This window comes from Marinomonas sp. 63XJN7_9_ISO-PGPR-S23-217 (assembly GCF_056173515.1).
The window spans coordinates 4,159,866-4,173,335 of record NZ_CM149678.1 but is presented as its reverse complement, the minus strand read 5'-3'; the positions used below and the strand labels follow the sequence as shown (position 1 = coordinate 4,173,335).

Annotated in this window: 12 protein-coding genes; 6 read left to right on the top strand and 6 right to left on the bottom strand. The window is 43.7% G+C overall.

Going from position 1 to position 13,470, the window contains the following annotated elements:
- Window positions 1-64: 64 nt before the first annotated feature.
- Both urtA and AC0VYI_RS19580 read right to left on the bottom strand, forming a co-directional pair.
- Window positions 65-1,345, bottom strand: coding sequence for an urea ABC transporter substrate-binding protein (gene urtA, locus AC0VYI_RS19585; RefSeq protein ID WP_199474190.1), 1,281 nt, complete (start codon window positions 1,343-1,345; stop codon window positions 65-67).
- A gap of 655 nt (window positions 1,346-2,000) precedes the next feature.
- Complete coding sequence (locus tag AC0VYI_RS19580; protein ID WP_475444996.1) at window positions 2,001-2,699, bottom strand: helix-turn-helix transcriptional regulator; 699 nt, start codon at window positions 2,697-2,699, stop codon at window positions 2,001-2,003.
- A 265-nt stretch (window positions 2,700-2,964) separates the two neighbouring features.
- Here AC0VYI_RS19580 and nudK point away from each other — a divergent pair, with 265 nt between their 5' ends.
- Together nudK and AC0VYI_RS19570 are read left to right on the top strand one after the other, a co-directional pair.
- Window positions 2,965-3,546: a GDP-mannose pyrophosphatase NudK gene (gene nudK, locus AC0VYI_RS19575; RefSeq protein WP_475444994.1), complete on the top strand. Its 582-nt coding sequence runs from the start codon at window positions 2,965-2,967 to the stop codon at window positions 3,544-3,546.
- Between the two features lie 117 nt (window positions 3,547-3,663).
- Window positions 3,664-4,296 carry a LysE family translocator gene (locus AC0VYI_RS19570; RefSeq protein WP_475444992.1) on the top strand — a complete coding sequence of 211 codons (633 nt, stop codon included), beginning with the start codon at window positions 3,664-3,666 and terminating at the stop codon, window positions 4,294-4,296.
- Between the two features lie 163 nt (window positions 4,297-4,459).
- On the opposite strand, the gene yiaY is transcribed toward AC0VYI_RS19570, so the two are convergent.
- A complete protein-coding gene (yiaY, locus tag AC0VYI_RS19565) occupies window positions 4,460-5,608 on the bottom strand; it encodes an L-threonine dehydrogenase (protein ID WP_475444990.1) in 1,149 nt (382 codons plus the stop codon).
- A 211-nt stretch (window positions 5,609-5,819) separates the two neighbouring features.
- Between yiaY and AC0VYI_RS19560 the strand changes: the two genes are divergently transcribed.
- A complete protein-coding gene (locus AC0VYI_RS19560) occupies window positions 5,820-7,136 on the top strand; it encodes an MFS transporter (protein WP_475444988.1) in 1,317 nt (438 codons plus the stop codon).
- 30 nt (window positions 7,137-7,166) lie between these two features.
- Here AC0VYI_RS19560 and AC0VYI_RS19555 read toward each other — a convergent pair whose 3' ends face one another.
- The gene (locus AC0VYI_RS19555) at window positions 7,167-8,255 is read right to left on the bottom strand and encodes an OmpP1/FadL family transporter (RefSeq protein WP_475444986.1); all 1,089 of its coding nucleotides are present in this window, start codon (window positions 8,253-8,255) and stop codon (window positions 7,167-7,169) included.
- A 289-nt stretch (window positions 8,256-8,544) separates the two neighbouring features.
- Between AC0VYI_RS19555 and AC0VYI_RS19550 the strand changes: the two genes are divergently transcribed.
- Window positions 8,545-8,808 (top strand): DksA/TraR family C4-type zinc finger protein, encoded by a 264-nt coding sequence (locus AC0VYI_RS19550; RefSeq protein ID WP_199474207.1) that lies wholly within the window; start codon window positions 8,545-8,547, stop codon window positions 8,806-8,808.
- 215 nt (window positions 8,809-9,023) lie between these two features.
- Window positions 9,024-9,608, top strand: coding sequence for a hypothetical protein (locus AC0VYI_RS19545; RefSeq protein ID WP_475444984.1), 585 nt, complete (start codon window positions 9,024-9,026; stop codon window positions 9,606-9,608).
- Window positions 9,609-10,013: 405 nt separating this feature from the next.
- Here the strand turns inward: AC0VYI_RS19545 and AC0VYI_RS19540 are convergent, their stop codons facing one another.
- Window positions 10,014-10,910, bottom strand: a complete 897-nt coding sequence (locus tag AC0VYI_RS19540) for a LysR substrate-binding domain-containing protein (protein WP_475444982.1) — start codon at window positions 10,908-10,910, stop codon at window positions 10,014-10,016.
- A gap of 124 nt (window positions 10,911-11,034) precedes the next feature.
- On the opposite strand from AC0VYI_RS19540, the gene AC0VYI_RS19535 reads away from it, so the two are divergent.
- The gene (locus tag AC0VYI_RS19535) at window positions 11,035-12,003 is read left to right on the top strand and encodes a TDT family transporter (RefSeq protein ID WP_475444980.1); all 969 of its coding nucleotides are present in this window, start codon (window positions 11,035-11,037) and stop codon (window positions 12,001-12,003) included.
- Between the two features lie 84 nt (window positions 12,004-12,087).
- Here the strand turns inward: AC0VYI_RS19535 and AC0VYI_RS19530 are convergent, their stop codons facing one another.
- Window positions 12,088-13,305 (bottom strand): ribose-phosphate diphosphokinase, encoded by a 1,218-nt coding sequence (locus tag AC0VYI_RS19530; RefSeq protein WP_475444978.1) that lies wholly within the window; start codon window positions 13,303-13,305, stop codon window positions 12,088-12,090.
- Window positions 13,306-13,470 lie beyond the last annotated feature (165 nt).

The following is a 13,470-nucleotide window of genomic DNA, read 5'->3' as shown; positions in this document are numbered from 1 at the left end:
AGCCAACATTAACCTGGGAGGGTCAAATGCATTCATTCAATAGGTCATATCCAGTGACGAATGATCAGTTTCCGCCAGAACATTGCTTGGTGACTGTGTTGTAATGGCCACAGTTAATTGGCGAGGTCCAATCGGCAATGATGTTTTTAGAGCTTGGTAAATAGTTGGACCAAGCGTCTCCAGGAACGGTTTTATCTGTCTGCCAGACGGTTTCGAATTGACCATCGTCTTGGATTTCGCCAATCAGAACCGGTTTGCTGAGGTAATGGTTTTTACCCATTACAGCCATACCGCCCGTTAAGTTTGGAAATTTCTGACCAATCATGGCTTTTTCCACCGCATCGACATTCGTCGTACCGGCTTTTTTCACGGCATCGACCCACATATTAAAGCCAATATAGGTAGCTTCCATTGGGTCGTTGGTGACCGCATTCGGGTCGTGTTTATAGGCTTTCCATTCTTTAATAAATTTCTCATTTTCTGGTGTATCGACACTTTCAAAGTAGTTCCATGCCGCTAAATGCCCCACCAAGGGTTTGGTATCAATACCAGACAATTCCTGTTCTCCCACGGAGAAGGCAACCACAGGAATGTCTTCAGAGGAAATTCCTTGGTTTGCTAACTCTTTATAGAAAGGTACGTTCGCATCGCCATTGATGGTGGAAATAACGGCCGTTTTTACTCCTTGGCTACCGAATTGTTTGATCTGAGAAACGATAGACTGCCAATCAGACTGACCAAATGGGGTGTAATTGACCATAATGTCTTTGGCCGGAATGCCTTTCGACTTTAAATAGGCTTCAAGAATTTTATTGGTGGTACGAGGGTAAACGTAATCTGTACCGGCAAGAACGAAACGTTTTACACCCAAATCGTTTATTAGGTAATTCACCGCAGGAATCGCTTGCTGATTTGGCGCGGCGCCAGTGTAAAAAATATTTTTAGAGGACTCTTCCCCTTCGAATTGCACTGGGTAGAACATCAAACCATTGAGTTCTTCTAATACTGGCAGTACTGATTTACGGGAGACCGACGTCCAGCAACCGAAGATCACACTCACATGGTCTTTACTGATTAACTCGCGGGCTTTTTCCGCAAACAATGGCCAGTTAGAAGCAGGGTCTACGACCACAGGAACAAGCTTCTTACCCAGCAAACCACCTTTGGCATTTTGCTCCTTGATCAGCATTAATACGGTATCTTTTAGCGTACTTTCAGAAATCGCCATGGTGCCAGAAAGCGAATGTAACACCCCGACCTTAATCGTATCGGCGGCCAACGATGGCAGGGCGATCAGCGTCGCCCCAGTTAAGGCTATAGCGGAAACTAACGTCTTCATTTTCATGTTCGAGTCTTCCTTCTAATGGGCTTGTCGTTTGAGAGAGCGAATGATCTAAATACCGTGTTCAGCACGGCTTGAATCAAATTAAGTAAGCCAAGTCAGTATCTATAGAAATCGTCAAGAAATGTATTCGCAGAATGACCTAGGGGGATACGTCAAATGACGTAGTTGTTATGTTGCTTCTTACTAAAAGAGCAAAAGGGTCGAACACCTTTTCAACCTGATCGATTTGGACATGCTTATTTTTTGTAGGTCTGACTTTAGTCAGACACTTTCGCTCTCCCTCTTGCCAAGGGGAAGCGGGATGGGGTTGTTTTTGGGTTTGCGAGTAAGTTCGGTATTCTCTCAATGGCTTGGCATTCATGACCTTTTTTCCGCTCTGTTGAGCGTGTAACTTTTGTCAAACGATACAAAAGTAACCAAAAGATCTGTTTTAACGAGAAGCGTGTGATCGGCTTTGTATACGACACACTTTCTCTAAACGCTATTTAACGTAAGGCATGGATTGTTTCTTTAGATGTGAGAAAGGGATTTTTTGACGGACTCTGAAACGCCATAGAGTCGCGCAACTTCGTTTCGTCGAAGCCGCTTTTTCAGACCTTTGAGTAAAGATAGTGAGTGTAACTAACCTGTGATTTTCTTCCCTCTATCTAAGAGCTTAGAGGGCGTATTTGGCGAGTTTTGAGATCAGTTCTGCATTTGAATGAACATCTAATTTGCTATAGATGCGTTGCATGTGGGTTCTAAGGGTGGGTAATGATATCCCCAAATGTCGGCAGAGAACCTTATTGCTGACTCCTGTGAGGGCAATTTCGATCACGTCGACTTCGCGGGCCGTGAGATGGTATTCGTCAATTAAACTTGAGCGGTTATGCGCTCGTTCAGAGATATACATCTTTTCCAAGCAATATTCGATAAAGGGTTGGGTGTGGCGAAGCAGATCCATTTCTGTGTCTGTAAAGGGCGAAGCAGGGTTTTTACGTACCATGGATAGAATCGCGACAATGCGATCTTTTTGTCGGAAAAACATATCACAGTTGTGGAAATAGCCATTTGGGTGGTAGAACTTATTGAGAATCTCGGTTTGCGACCATGCTTCATGGCTCATAAGTTGAGAATTACTAATGACGGCTTTATCAGTACCCTCATAATGAGAGGGATGCATGGGATCGATGGACCAATACTTCTTTGGATAATCCTCCATCATATCATCAAGATCGTGGTCTGAGCTGAGTTCCTGCTTTAATTGTGCCCATGGCACGTAGATAAAAAAACGGATGCCATCAACGGGTAGCAACCGATGAATTAGCGAAAACAGCTCTTGCTCAAACTCTTCCGTTGGATGTGGCTCGCTCATAAATCACCGTTATTGTAGTCTATTGGCCGTTCACTTAAGTCAGGCAAAGTGTTAAAGAGAATGGGATTCATTAACTTACTCTCTACTTAACTAATAGTAAAATCTCTATATGATATTTTTTAGAAAAAACTGTTGAAGTATCTGCTTTTATTGGTGATTTTCTTATTTTTTGTTTAGCCCTTGGTGGTGTCAGGCTGGCTACAAAGTCAATTTTTTGTGTTATTAATCTCATCTGGTATCTATCGTATGAATGAAAGGGAAAACTATGGGTGTGGATATTCGTAATCTAGAAAAGACGCTTTTATCTGATAACTGGTACACCTTAAATAAGGTGTCGTTTGACTTGCAGAATCAGCAAGGGCAGTGGCAACGGCAAGAGCGTGAAGTCTACGATCGGGGCAATGGGGCGACAATTTTGCTTTATAACCTGAAGAAAAGAAGCGTGATTCTGACGAGTCAGTTTCGGATACCGACCTATTTGAATGGTAATGCCGATGGTATGTTGATCGAAACCTGTGCCGGACTTTTGGATCAAGACAATCCAGAAGATTGTATCAAGCGGGAAACCCAAGAAGAAACTGGTTTTAAAGTGGACAAGGTGAGGAAGGTGTTTGAAGCTTATATGTCCCCTGGTGCTGTAACAGAGTTGTTGTATTTTTTTGTGGCGGAATACTCAGACGAGATGAAAGTATCCCAAGGCGGTGGTCTTGAACACGAGCAAGAAAATATTGATGTTCTCGAGCTGGACTTCAAGCAGGCTTGCGATATGGTGGATTCTGGCGAGATCAAAGATGGGAAAACCATTATGTTATTGCAATATGCCAAGTTGAATAGTCTATTTGGGTGATCAGTAAATAGTGGATCATGACCACGATTATGTCGGTCATGGTGCCTTATCTTAACCTGTCGGTCTGGATTTTGGGTTTTATATTTTTAGCGGATTTTTATCAATAGAGAGGGATGAATGATGGCATTTCACATATGGACGGTGTTTTTCTTGGCGTATTTAGTGACCACGCTTTCTCCTGGGCCGAACGTATTATTGGTGCTTAAAAATAGCATCCAGTTTGGTTGGAAGTCGGCTTTTATTACCATTTTGGGGAACCTCTCTTGTCAGTTTATTATTGTCTGTCTTGTGGCGTTGGGGGTGGGTGCTCTCTTGCAAACGTTACCCACTTGGTTTTTGGTGATGAAGATCATGGGTGGAACCTATTTGATCTATCTTGGTATCAAGGCGCTTAGGTCGAACAAAAAGTCAGCGTTTGATGCAGTGGAGACAAAAGTCACTCAAACGAAAACAGGCGGAGCCCTTTTTGTCGAAGCTTTTTTGGTATCGGCGAGTAATCCCAAAACATTGATCTTTTTATCGGCTTTTTTACCTCAGTTTTTAACGCTTGATTCGCCTGCCTACCAACAGTTTTCCGTTATGTTTGTCACCATCTGCGCTATCGTTACCTGCGTCCACATCGGTTACGCTTTTGGCATAGCTCGTTTAGGGAAACGCTTCTCTTTGAAGAACATGGAAGCCAAAATATCTAAAGTGACGGGTGGTTTATTTATCACTATGGGGGGCGGGATTTTGTTAAGTAATCGCTAAGCTTTATCCTGAAAAAATGAGGCGCGACACTTAAAAAGTGCTTTTGTATATGCTTAATAGGAAAGGCTTTCGGTGCTTGGAAACGGAATGAAAGGCACATATCAAATTTTGGAAAAAAGGCCTTGTAGATGGGCTACAAGGCCGGTGTTTCGCCGCGGTTGGGTTAGAAAGCCGATTTGAAGATGGCGACGACGTCTTCATGGCTTGGTTGAATTGGGTTGGTGAATCCACAGGCGTCTTTCATCGCATTGCTTGCCAATGTGGCGAAATCTTCTTCTTTCGCACCTAGCTCTTTTAAGCCAGCAGGGATATTCACGCTCTGAGATAACTTGACGATGGCAGCAATGGCTTCATCCGCGCCTTCTTTGTCACTCATTCCCTGTACTTCCACACCTAGGGCTTTCGCAACGTCTTTCAGACGAGGGGCCGCCACTTGGCTGTTGTAGCGTTGCACATGGGGTAATAAAACAGCGTTACAAACACCGTGAGGCAGGTCATAGAATCCACCAAGTTGGTGCGCCATGGCATGTACATAGCCCAAAGAGGCATTATTAAAGGCCATCCCCGCTAGAAACTGTGCATAAGCCATTTGAGTGCGAGCTTCCATATTAGATCCGTTGTGAACCGCTTCGTGTAGGTTGTCACGGATGAGTTCAATGGCCTTAATGGCGCAAGCGTCAGTAATCGGATCGGCTGCGGTAGATACGTAGGCTTCAATGGCATGGGTTAAGGCATCCATCCCCGTTGCTGCGGTAAGAGCTGAGGGCATTCCCGCCATTAATCTTGGGTCGTTAACCGATAGGATTGGTGTGACATTTTGATCGACAATGGCCATTTTTATATGACGTTCTTGGTCTGTAATGATACAGAAACGTGTCATTTCAGAGGCGGTGCCTGCGGTGGTATTGATGCTGATTAATGGTAGTTGTGGCTTTTTAGAAACATCCACGCCTTCGTAGTCACTAATGTGACCACCATTTGTCGCAACCAGTGCAATACCTTTGGCGCAATCATGGGCAGAGCCACCGCCAAGAGAGATAACACAGTCACATTTGTGCGTATGCAAAACATCAAGACCCGCATTCACATTCTCAACCGTTGGGTTAGGTTGAACGCCATCGTATACCAAGCTTTGTATCCCCTGTTCTTGCAGAAGGGTTTGGACTTCGGTTGTCACGCCTAGTTTGGTCATGCCTGGGTCCGTCACTATCAGCGCTTGCGTAAAACCTAATGCTTGAATTTGTTTGACGGCATCATTAAGCGCGTTTTCGCCCATGATGTTTACAGCAGGTATATAGAATGTACTACTCATGATGTTTACCTCTTTGTATATTTAGGCCACATGTTTTTTCGTGATCTTTGATGCTATTGTGGCCCTGCTGGCCACAGAATGATTTGATTTATGACAAGAACTCAGCATAAAGAGGGACATCTGATTGGGGTGGTTGGCTGTAGTGCATGATAGGGTCGACATGTTTTGTCATTTTCTAAAGATCTGTCATCTTTATTAAGGGAGTCGCATTGTGTCCAATGCTTTTACGAAAACTGAACGTAGCTGGGTTGTCTATGATGTCGGTAACTCGGCTTTTGCGTTAATCATCTCAACGACGATCTATACGATTTTTTTTAATACCATCAGTCAGCGTGCGGGCCTTGCACCAGAAGACAGTACCACTGCTATTGGTCTGATTAATGCGGTCGCATTTTTATTGATTGCTATTATTTCGCCGTTGCTTGGCACCTTTGCCGATTACCAAGGGAATAAGAAAAAGCTATTTAGTGTGTTTGCCTTTTTAGGAATTATCAGTGTTACCTCCATGATATTAGTGGGGGATACTCAGTGGTTGTTAGCGGCGGTGATTTACAATATTGCTATGTTGGGGTTTGCTGGGGCGAATATTTTTTATAATGCCTTTTTGTTGGATGTTTCACCCAAAGATCGTTTGGATAAAGTGTCTGCGGCAGGGTTTGCATGGGGCTATATCGGTTCGACCATTCCGTTTGTTATCGCGCTAGGTATTATTTTTGCTTTTTTCAAAAATGACGATGGCATTACGATGATGGGATTTGCCTCGGCGTTTTTGATTACCGCTGTTTGGTGGCTGATTTTCACTGTACCCTTGCTAAAAAATGTCGAACAAAAGTACGGTATCCCGCCCTCTACAACCCCTTTAAAAGATACTTGGCGTCGACTGGCGCAGACAGTGGCAAAAATCAAACAACAACGGGCGATTTATCTCTTTTTAATTGGCTATTTTCTTTATATTGATGGGGTCGATACCATCATTGTTATGGCGATGGACTTTGGTATGAAAAACTCGACCATGGGACAGGTGGATTTAGTGCTGATCGTATTAGCTATCCAGATTATCGCTTGGCCTAGTACCTTGTTGTACGGTCGCTTATCTGAGTCCCTTGGAACGCGCAGCATGATTCTTTTTGGCATTGCTACCTATGGGGTGATTACCCTTGTGGCGGCTTTGATGGAGTCTATGCCATCGTCTTGGATTAATGGCGCTTTTATTCTACTGGCGGTGTTGATTGGTACCGCGCAGGGCGGGGTTCAGTCTTTGAGTCGATCGTATTTTGGCTCTTTGATTCCGCCTGAGCAATCGGCGGAATTCTTTGGTTTTTTTAATATCTTTGGTAAGTTTGCCGCTATTTTAGGGCCCGCTTTGATTGCGTTGTTTACTTATTTTATGAAGGGGCATGTACTTGCGTTCGCTGGCCTGCAGTTTACAGGATATTCACTTGGCGTGTTGTCGTTGATGGTCTTTTTTATCGTCGGTGGCGTGGTGTTGGTGATGGCCGATCGTGAAGCCAAAAAAGACCTCGCCTGAGGTCTTTTCATAAATCTAACGTGAGTGTGTTTAGAAATGATGGGACACTTTTATCCCCAATCCAGTGGCATGATTATTATCGAATTTGGTTTCGTTTCCCGATAGGCTGGTTTTGGCATCACCAATCCATGAGTAGCTGACTCCTGCCGCAATGGCCGTACTTGGTGTTGCTTGATATTTCAGTCCGACAATTAAGGCTTTATAGCCATCGGTTGGGGAAAGGTTGCTGACGATATCACCGGACGATTTTTCATAGGCCACCGCCAATGAGCCGGACCAAGTGTCTGTGATTTTTTGACCAATGCCTAAGCGATAAGAAATCGTATTTTCACCGTAATCAACGATATTTTCTCCTGGACTGATATAGGTTGTGTAAAACTGGGGCGTAATTTGCGTTTTTTTCCATTCGACCCAACGTGCTGAAAACAGTAATAGTGTGGTGGGAGTGATGCCCGTCTGAAAGTCAAAATTGATGGATTTCGGCATGGTGACATTAAGTGGTGTTTCGGCGGCCAGTGAATTGCTTGTGATGGCTTCTTTATTGTGAAAGTGGATCTTTATTGGTGAGTTATACGTCAGTGCGGCCCGTAGAGCTATGTCGGGAATTTCATAGGCTACCCCTACTAAGTAGCCCCAATCGTTTTGAGTGTCGGTCTTCATCGAGTAGGTGGCACTGGGTAAATGCACTTTTCCCTTGGAGGTAAGATTTCGTGCGCCTGCGTAGACCGAAAAAGGCGTATTAATTTTGTAGCGCAAGATGCCGCTTACTTCCACCGAGTCTACCGAGGCGGTGGTGCCTGCAAGTGGATAACCCGTCCCTGATGGGTAGCGAAGATCGGCGCCGTAGGGTTGATCGACTATGATTGCCATCGACCAGTCGTTTGAAAGATCTTGTTTATAAGCACCGCCAAATTGTGTAAAGCGTTTGCTGACATCACCAGAGTGAAGAGGACCCAAAGAACCAGAGATATTGGGTTTAACGGTATAAGCGTTGAGCTCTAAATAGGTGCCTTTTTCAAACAGGGCTGTAATGGGCTGACCTGAGCGGTCCATACCACCTGCATAAACAGTCGTTATACTGAGGCTGCCTAAGCTAACCACTAAAAGTGTTTTTTTCATTATATTTCCCCTGTTTTGTTGACGATCCACAACCGCTTAATAATTACCGAGAGCATTTTTATGAGAGAGGACAATGAGCGCATGCAGTGAATTCTAAGTGTATTATGTTTCATTTATGTATTCTTGTGTGTTTAGTCGAACGAGAGGGGAAAGGTTGGTGTAAAAATAGTGTTATAAATATGTATTATATGGCCATTTTTTTGATGGCGATAGTGTGAATGCCCCTATATTGTCGTGAGAAAAGGGCGGTAAGATATTCATCAAGGTACGTTAGTAAGGGGGAGTTATCATGGCCAGTGGGTGGGCGCAAGATGGCGCAGTACAAGATCAAATAGATGCAACGGTAGATTCTGAAGTTGAGCGTGCTAAGCAAAGCCTGCCCAAAGGAGAGAGTTTGACCCATTGTGAAGAGTGTGATGCCCTAATCCCTGAGAAACGGCGCAAGGCGATTCCTGGCGTCCGTTTGTGTATAGCGTGTCAGTCCGAGCAGGAGAAGAAAGGTCGTTCTTCTTTATATAACCGTGCTGGTAGTAAAGATAGCCAATTAAGGTAGTTTTTTGGGCTATGACTGTCGTGGCCGCTGTTCACTCTTGAAGAAGAGTCCCCCAATAGTGGCAAATGAATGGCTTCTGATGCTTCGTCGTGGGGTGAGACCATGGGACAATTTCAACTGCCGAAATCTTGTGTATGTGATAAGGTTCTGCTCATCTAAGGTGTCAGCCAAGTTGATGACGCCCATTGTATAAAAGTTTGAAGAAGGAAGAGGTTGTGACTGAGTCAAAATCGGTACATATTGAACAGTTAGAAAAATTACGTACGGCTTGGTTGCCAGCGGTTGAATTTTTATTTGGCAAAGCGCCTTCCCAAGCAGAGTTTGTGGGTTTTGAAATCGATGATAACTCGGCTAAACCTGTGCTGTTGTTCGAAAATGATAATGCCCCTTACCAATATAAAATTCAAATACCCTCGAGAAGCTTCACCAATGATGTGATGCTACTTGCAGACGTGATTCAAGAAATGGTTCGTGGCTTGAATCCTGTGGGGAAAGCAGGCGCTGAGACGAATGCATTGTATGAAGGCGCTACTGTTTATGGCTCGATTATGGCGATTAAACAGGTATTTGGCGATGAAGCGGTTGACTCCTATCTGAATGCACTAAAAAAACAGGCTTTTGCCTATTATGATGCTTTTTCATATGTGTCGGTGCTACTGAGTGATGACCCTCAGGCGGTGAAGAAATTGCGTGCTATTCAGCCTTTTTTGTATCTAGTTGAGAAAGTGGATTTTGAGAGCGCAGACATAGAAATAGACCGAAAAATCAAAGATATTTTATTACTGGCATTTCGTGGGTGACATACCTGCGTGAGTGCTGATTAGCAAGGTTATATAACAAAGGCCATCACAATATTGTGGTGGCCTTTTGATTCTTATTTGCTGCCTAAGATACTGGTTTCGTTTTTCTTAGTGTTCTTAGCCGCTTTTTTTTCTTTTGCTGTTAAAAGAGGCTTTTTCTTAGCGTTCTTTTTGCTGTCTTGACCCTTACTCATGATAGTCACCATTTGTTATCACTCAATAAACCTGAAGTCGCTTTAGGCCAACCTAAGGGCTGTGTTACGGGGCTATGTAACGAGATGAGTATGTGCTTATTGGGGAAGAAGAGAAAGCGCTATATGATAAATTTATTTTGATCGTCAGCATGAAAAGTTGCCCTTTATCACTATTAATTGAATCAATCATGACAAGCCTGTTTCTATAACATTATGACAGGTTGTGATGTTCCCCCCAGTCTTTTAAAAATTGACTGAAATGCTGTAATCGTCCCGTTAAGTATTTTTGTTTATGCCAGACAAGGTGTAATTGACGGGGAAAATTTTGCTCGATGTTTATTTTATGAATTCGTCCTATTGCTAGTTTGTCTTTCGCTGCGAGGTTGGAGATAAAGCTGATTCCTAAGCCTCGTTCTACCGCTAATAGTACGGACTCCAAACTACTTAGCTCCAAAACAGATGTGATATTACTCAGGGATGGGCGAATACGTCGTTCGAATTGCTGTCGGCTACCAGAGGCCGTTTCTCGCAACACCCAATCTTGATCGTTTAGGTCATTGAGTGTTAGCGATGTTTTTTGTGCTAAAGGATGCTCTGCTGAGCAAATCAGTAGCATAGTATCTTGAATCCACTGTGTTGTGACGAGTTCTTGATAGCCGTGTTGTCCTTCAATTAATGCCATGTCTAATTCGAAGTTGAGCAGCATTTGGCATAAGGTTTGGCTGTTGGTGATGGTAACTTTGGTTTCCTGTTGTTGCTCGATACCTTGCTCTGCTAACAAGTGGGGTAACAAATAATTCCCGATTGTTTGGCTGGCACCAATGTGAAGGGCTCCTAGGTTATCTGTGTGTTTGCCAAAGGTGTGCTCGATTTCGCCTGCCCGTTCAATTAATTCGTCAGCCATGGGTAATAAGCGTTTACCTTGTTGATTGAGCTGCAGCCTTGGGTGAACGCGATCAAACAAAGGGGTATCTAAATGGCTTTCAAGTTGCTGCAGGGATTGAGATAGGGCACCTTTACTAAGGCAAAGAATGTCTGCCGCAGTGGTTAAATTACCGTGGCGAGCCACAGCGGAAAACACTCGGATTTGTTGTAGTGTGATTTTCATCTGATTGAATCTTATATGTGTTGTTTAGTAAAACCGAACGACTTATTAAAAACATTTAGATTTTACGATTACATATATCCTTTTACCATAATCTTATTCCTAATTGATAGCTTGGAGTCAGGTTATGTTTACATTATTGCGTCATCGATTGTCTTTTGCGCCAACCCCCATAGCGGGTCTTGCTCTGGGTATTGCCAGTTTAGGGTGTAGCTGGCATTTTGTTGTTCAAGAGTCTTCTTTTTTACCGTATTTCTCTGCGACTATTGGCACCTTTTTATTGATGTTGCTGGTTGGGAAATTCTCCTTGCACCCGAGATTATTGGTACAGGATCTACAGCATCCTGTCGTGGGAAGTGTGGTGCCAACGTTCGCGATGGCATTGATGGTGATTACCATGTCGCTTCATCATTTTATGCCGAAGCTGGCGGTCGCTTTGTGGTTGTTTGCGATTGCGATTCATACGGTGTTTCTTGTGACTTTTGTGTATCACAGATACAAAGGGTTTACTTTGGCGGATATGGTGCCAAGCTGGTTTGTGCCGCCAGTGGGCATTATCGTCGCAGCGATTAGTTATCCAACGTCTTTATTTCAGCCCTTGGCAGAAGGCATTCTTTGGTTTGGCATTGCTTGTTATTTGGTTCTTTTGCCTCTCATGGTGTATCGCTTGAGGTATTGTGGAGAATTACCGGATAACGCCAAACCCACTTTTGCCATTATGGCAGCACCTGCCAGTGTCTGTTTGGCGGGCTATTTAACCGTTGTGGATGCACCCTCTAAATGGTTTGTGTTGGTTTTATTAGGAATAGCACTACTGAAAACAGCAACGATTTATCGATTTGCCCTGCGTTTATTAAGACTGCCTTTTAGCCCAGGTTATGCCGCTTTTACTTTTCCTTTAGCGATTGGTGCGACGGCTTTGTTTAAAGTACAAGCGCAGTGCATTGCATGGGGAATGGATGTTGCTGTGATTCAACTTTTGGGGGTTATCGCAGAGGTAGAGCTTGTCATCGCTACGTTTGTTGTTGCTTATGTTATCACTCGTTATGCTTACTATTATGGCATTACTTTACAGCGTGAATTAGTATTTTCTTAAGGGTCTTCTTTGAACAAAAAGCCCAGATAAGACTTTGTCTAATCTGGGCTTTTTGTTCAATAGTAAGGCGTGATTTTAAAAGGCTTACTTTTTATTTTTTAGTTCTTGTAATTCTTCGCTAAACCAGATTTTACGCTTGAAGCGAGGGTTTTTAGACGACATGTCGATTTTATAAGGGTTTGGCTCATGGTTCTGTGGCAAATCAAGGATATTGCAAAGCTCTTGGGCCAGCCATTTTTCGACTTTTAGCACCACCATTTTTTTCCGCAAGCGACCTTGTTCGTCACGGTTTAGAATTGTTGGTAGAGTGTTCAAGGTAAGGATTTCACCAAGGGCTGGGTGCGCCATACGTTGGCGGCCTTCGTCGCTGGCATAAAAGTGTGATACAGCGAATACCATACGTTTGGGGTTTATTTGTTGTAGGAATTGGCAGGATTTCACCACCGTAGAACCGGTTCGAACCATGTCGTCGAATAAGACAATGCTGGCACCATCCAACCCATCAAAGGTGTGTTCGCTTTCTTTGTGTAGGGTGATTTCGACTTTACGCTCATCGGTTCGCTCTTTGTCTAGCATGATGAACTTCGCTTTTGGTAAGCCAAGGGTATGGAACATCTGTTTGACGAAATCACGAGCGCCTTTATCCGGTGCACACAATACCAAGCCTTCACCGTTTTCACCGTAATCCAACATATCGGAGTTTAACAAGTAGTGGGCGTAAATTTCATAAGGAATGAGATTATGAAAGTCTCCCTCAAAGACCTCGTTAAACATCTTTTGTACTGAATCGGAGTGATTATGTATCGTCATAACCGTATCGACGCCCGATAGCTTGAGCATTTGGGCATAGAGCTTAGCGGTAAAAGGTTGGCCATCGAATTTCTTTACGTCTTTAATGTCACGTTGAAAACTGGTTTCGCCTAAGCTCAGATGAGGTCCACGATCCTGTGCGCTGTAAAATAAGTCTGGCTCGACAAGGATCACGCGAGCCGCTCCGTTCTCTTTTGCTGCTCGAGCGATGATCAAGTTTGCCATGGCCAATTCTTGGCGACTTTTTACATGGCTGGTGGTACTCACAATGATCACAGACTTGCCTCTTAGTTTGCGACCAATGTTGTCGAAGTCATGTTCGTCAGAGATGAAACGCGGGCAGAACTCGGAGTTCATGAATTGTTTCATACTGATAATATCATCAATATCATCGTACTGACCCATTGCATAGGCAATATCAATAGCAAATGGATTATCGGAAGAGTTACTAACAACGACAACATTCGTTGACTGGCCGGTCGACAAAGTCATGAAAAAAAATCCTTAACTGAAGGGAGGGGAGTTTGCGACAATTTTAATACTTGTAGGTTTATTTTGATAGAGTCGATAGAGCCAATTACCAATAAATGGCGTTTTCCTATCGCTATCCACAAAACATCTAAAGCATCTGTCAATGAGCGTAAACGGAGCCCATTC

Coding starts and splice junctions, on each gene's coding strand:
- AC0VYI_RS19530 (WP_475444978.1), bottom strand. CDS start 13,305: ATGACTTTGTCGACCGGCCAGTCAACGAATGTTGTCGTTGTTAGTAAC.
- AC0VYI_RS19550 (WP_199474207.1), top strand. CDS start 8,545: ATGGCCAGTGGGTGGGCGCAAGATGGCGCAGTACAAGATCAAATAGAT.
- AC0VYI_RS19540 (WP_475444982.1), bottom strand. CDS start 10,910: ATGAAAATCACACTACAACAAATCCGAGTGTTTTCCGCTGTGGCTCGC.
- AC0VYI_RS19580 (WP_475444996.1), bottom strand. CDS start 2,699: ATGAGCGAGCCACATCCAACGGAAGAGTTTGAGCAAGAGCTGTTTTCG.
- yiaY (WP_475444990.1), bottom strand. CDS start 5,608: ATGAGTAGTACATTCTATATACCTGCTGTAAACATCATGGGCGAAAAC.
- nudK (WP_475444994.1), top strand. CDS start 2,965: ATGGGTGTGGATATTCGTAATCTAGAAAAGACGCTTTTATCTGATAAC.
- AC0VYI_RS19555 (WP_475444986.1), bottom strand. CDS start 8,255: ATGAAAAAAACACTTTTAGTGGTTAGCTTAGGCAGCCTCAGTATAACG.
- AC0VYI_RS19535 (WP_475444980.1), top strand. CDS start 11,035: ATGTTTACATTATTGCGTCATCGATTGTCTTTTGCGCCAACCCCCATA.
- AC0VYI_RS19570 (WP_475444992.1), top strand. CDS start 3,664: ATGATGGCATTTCACATATGGACGGTGTTTTTCTTGGCGTATTTAGTG.
- urtA (WP_199474190.1), bottom strand. CDS start 1,345: ATGAAAATGAAGACGTTAGTTTCCGCTATAGCCTTAACTGGGGCGACG.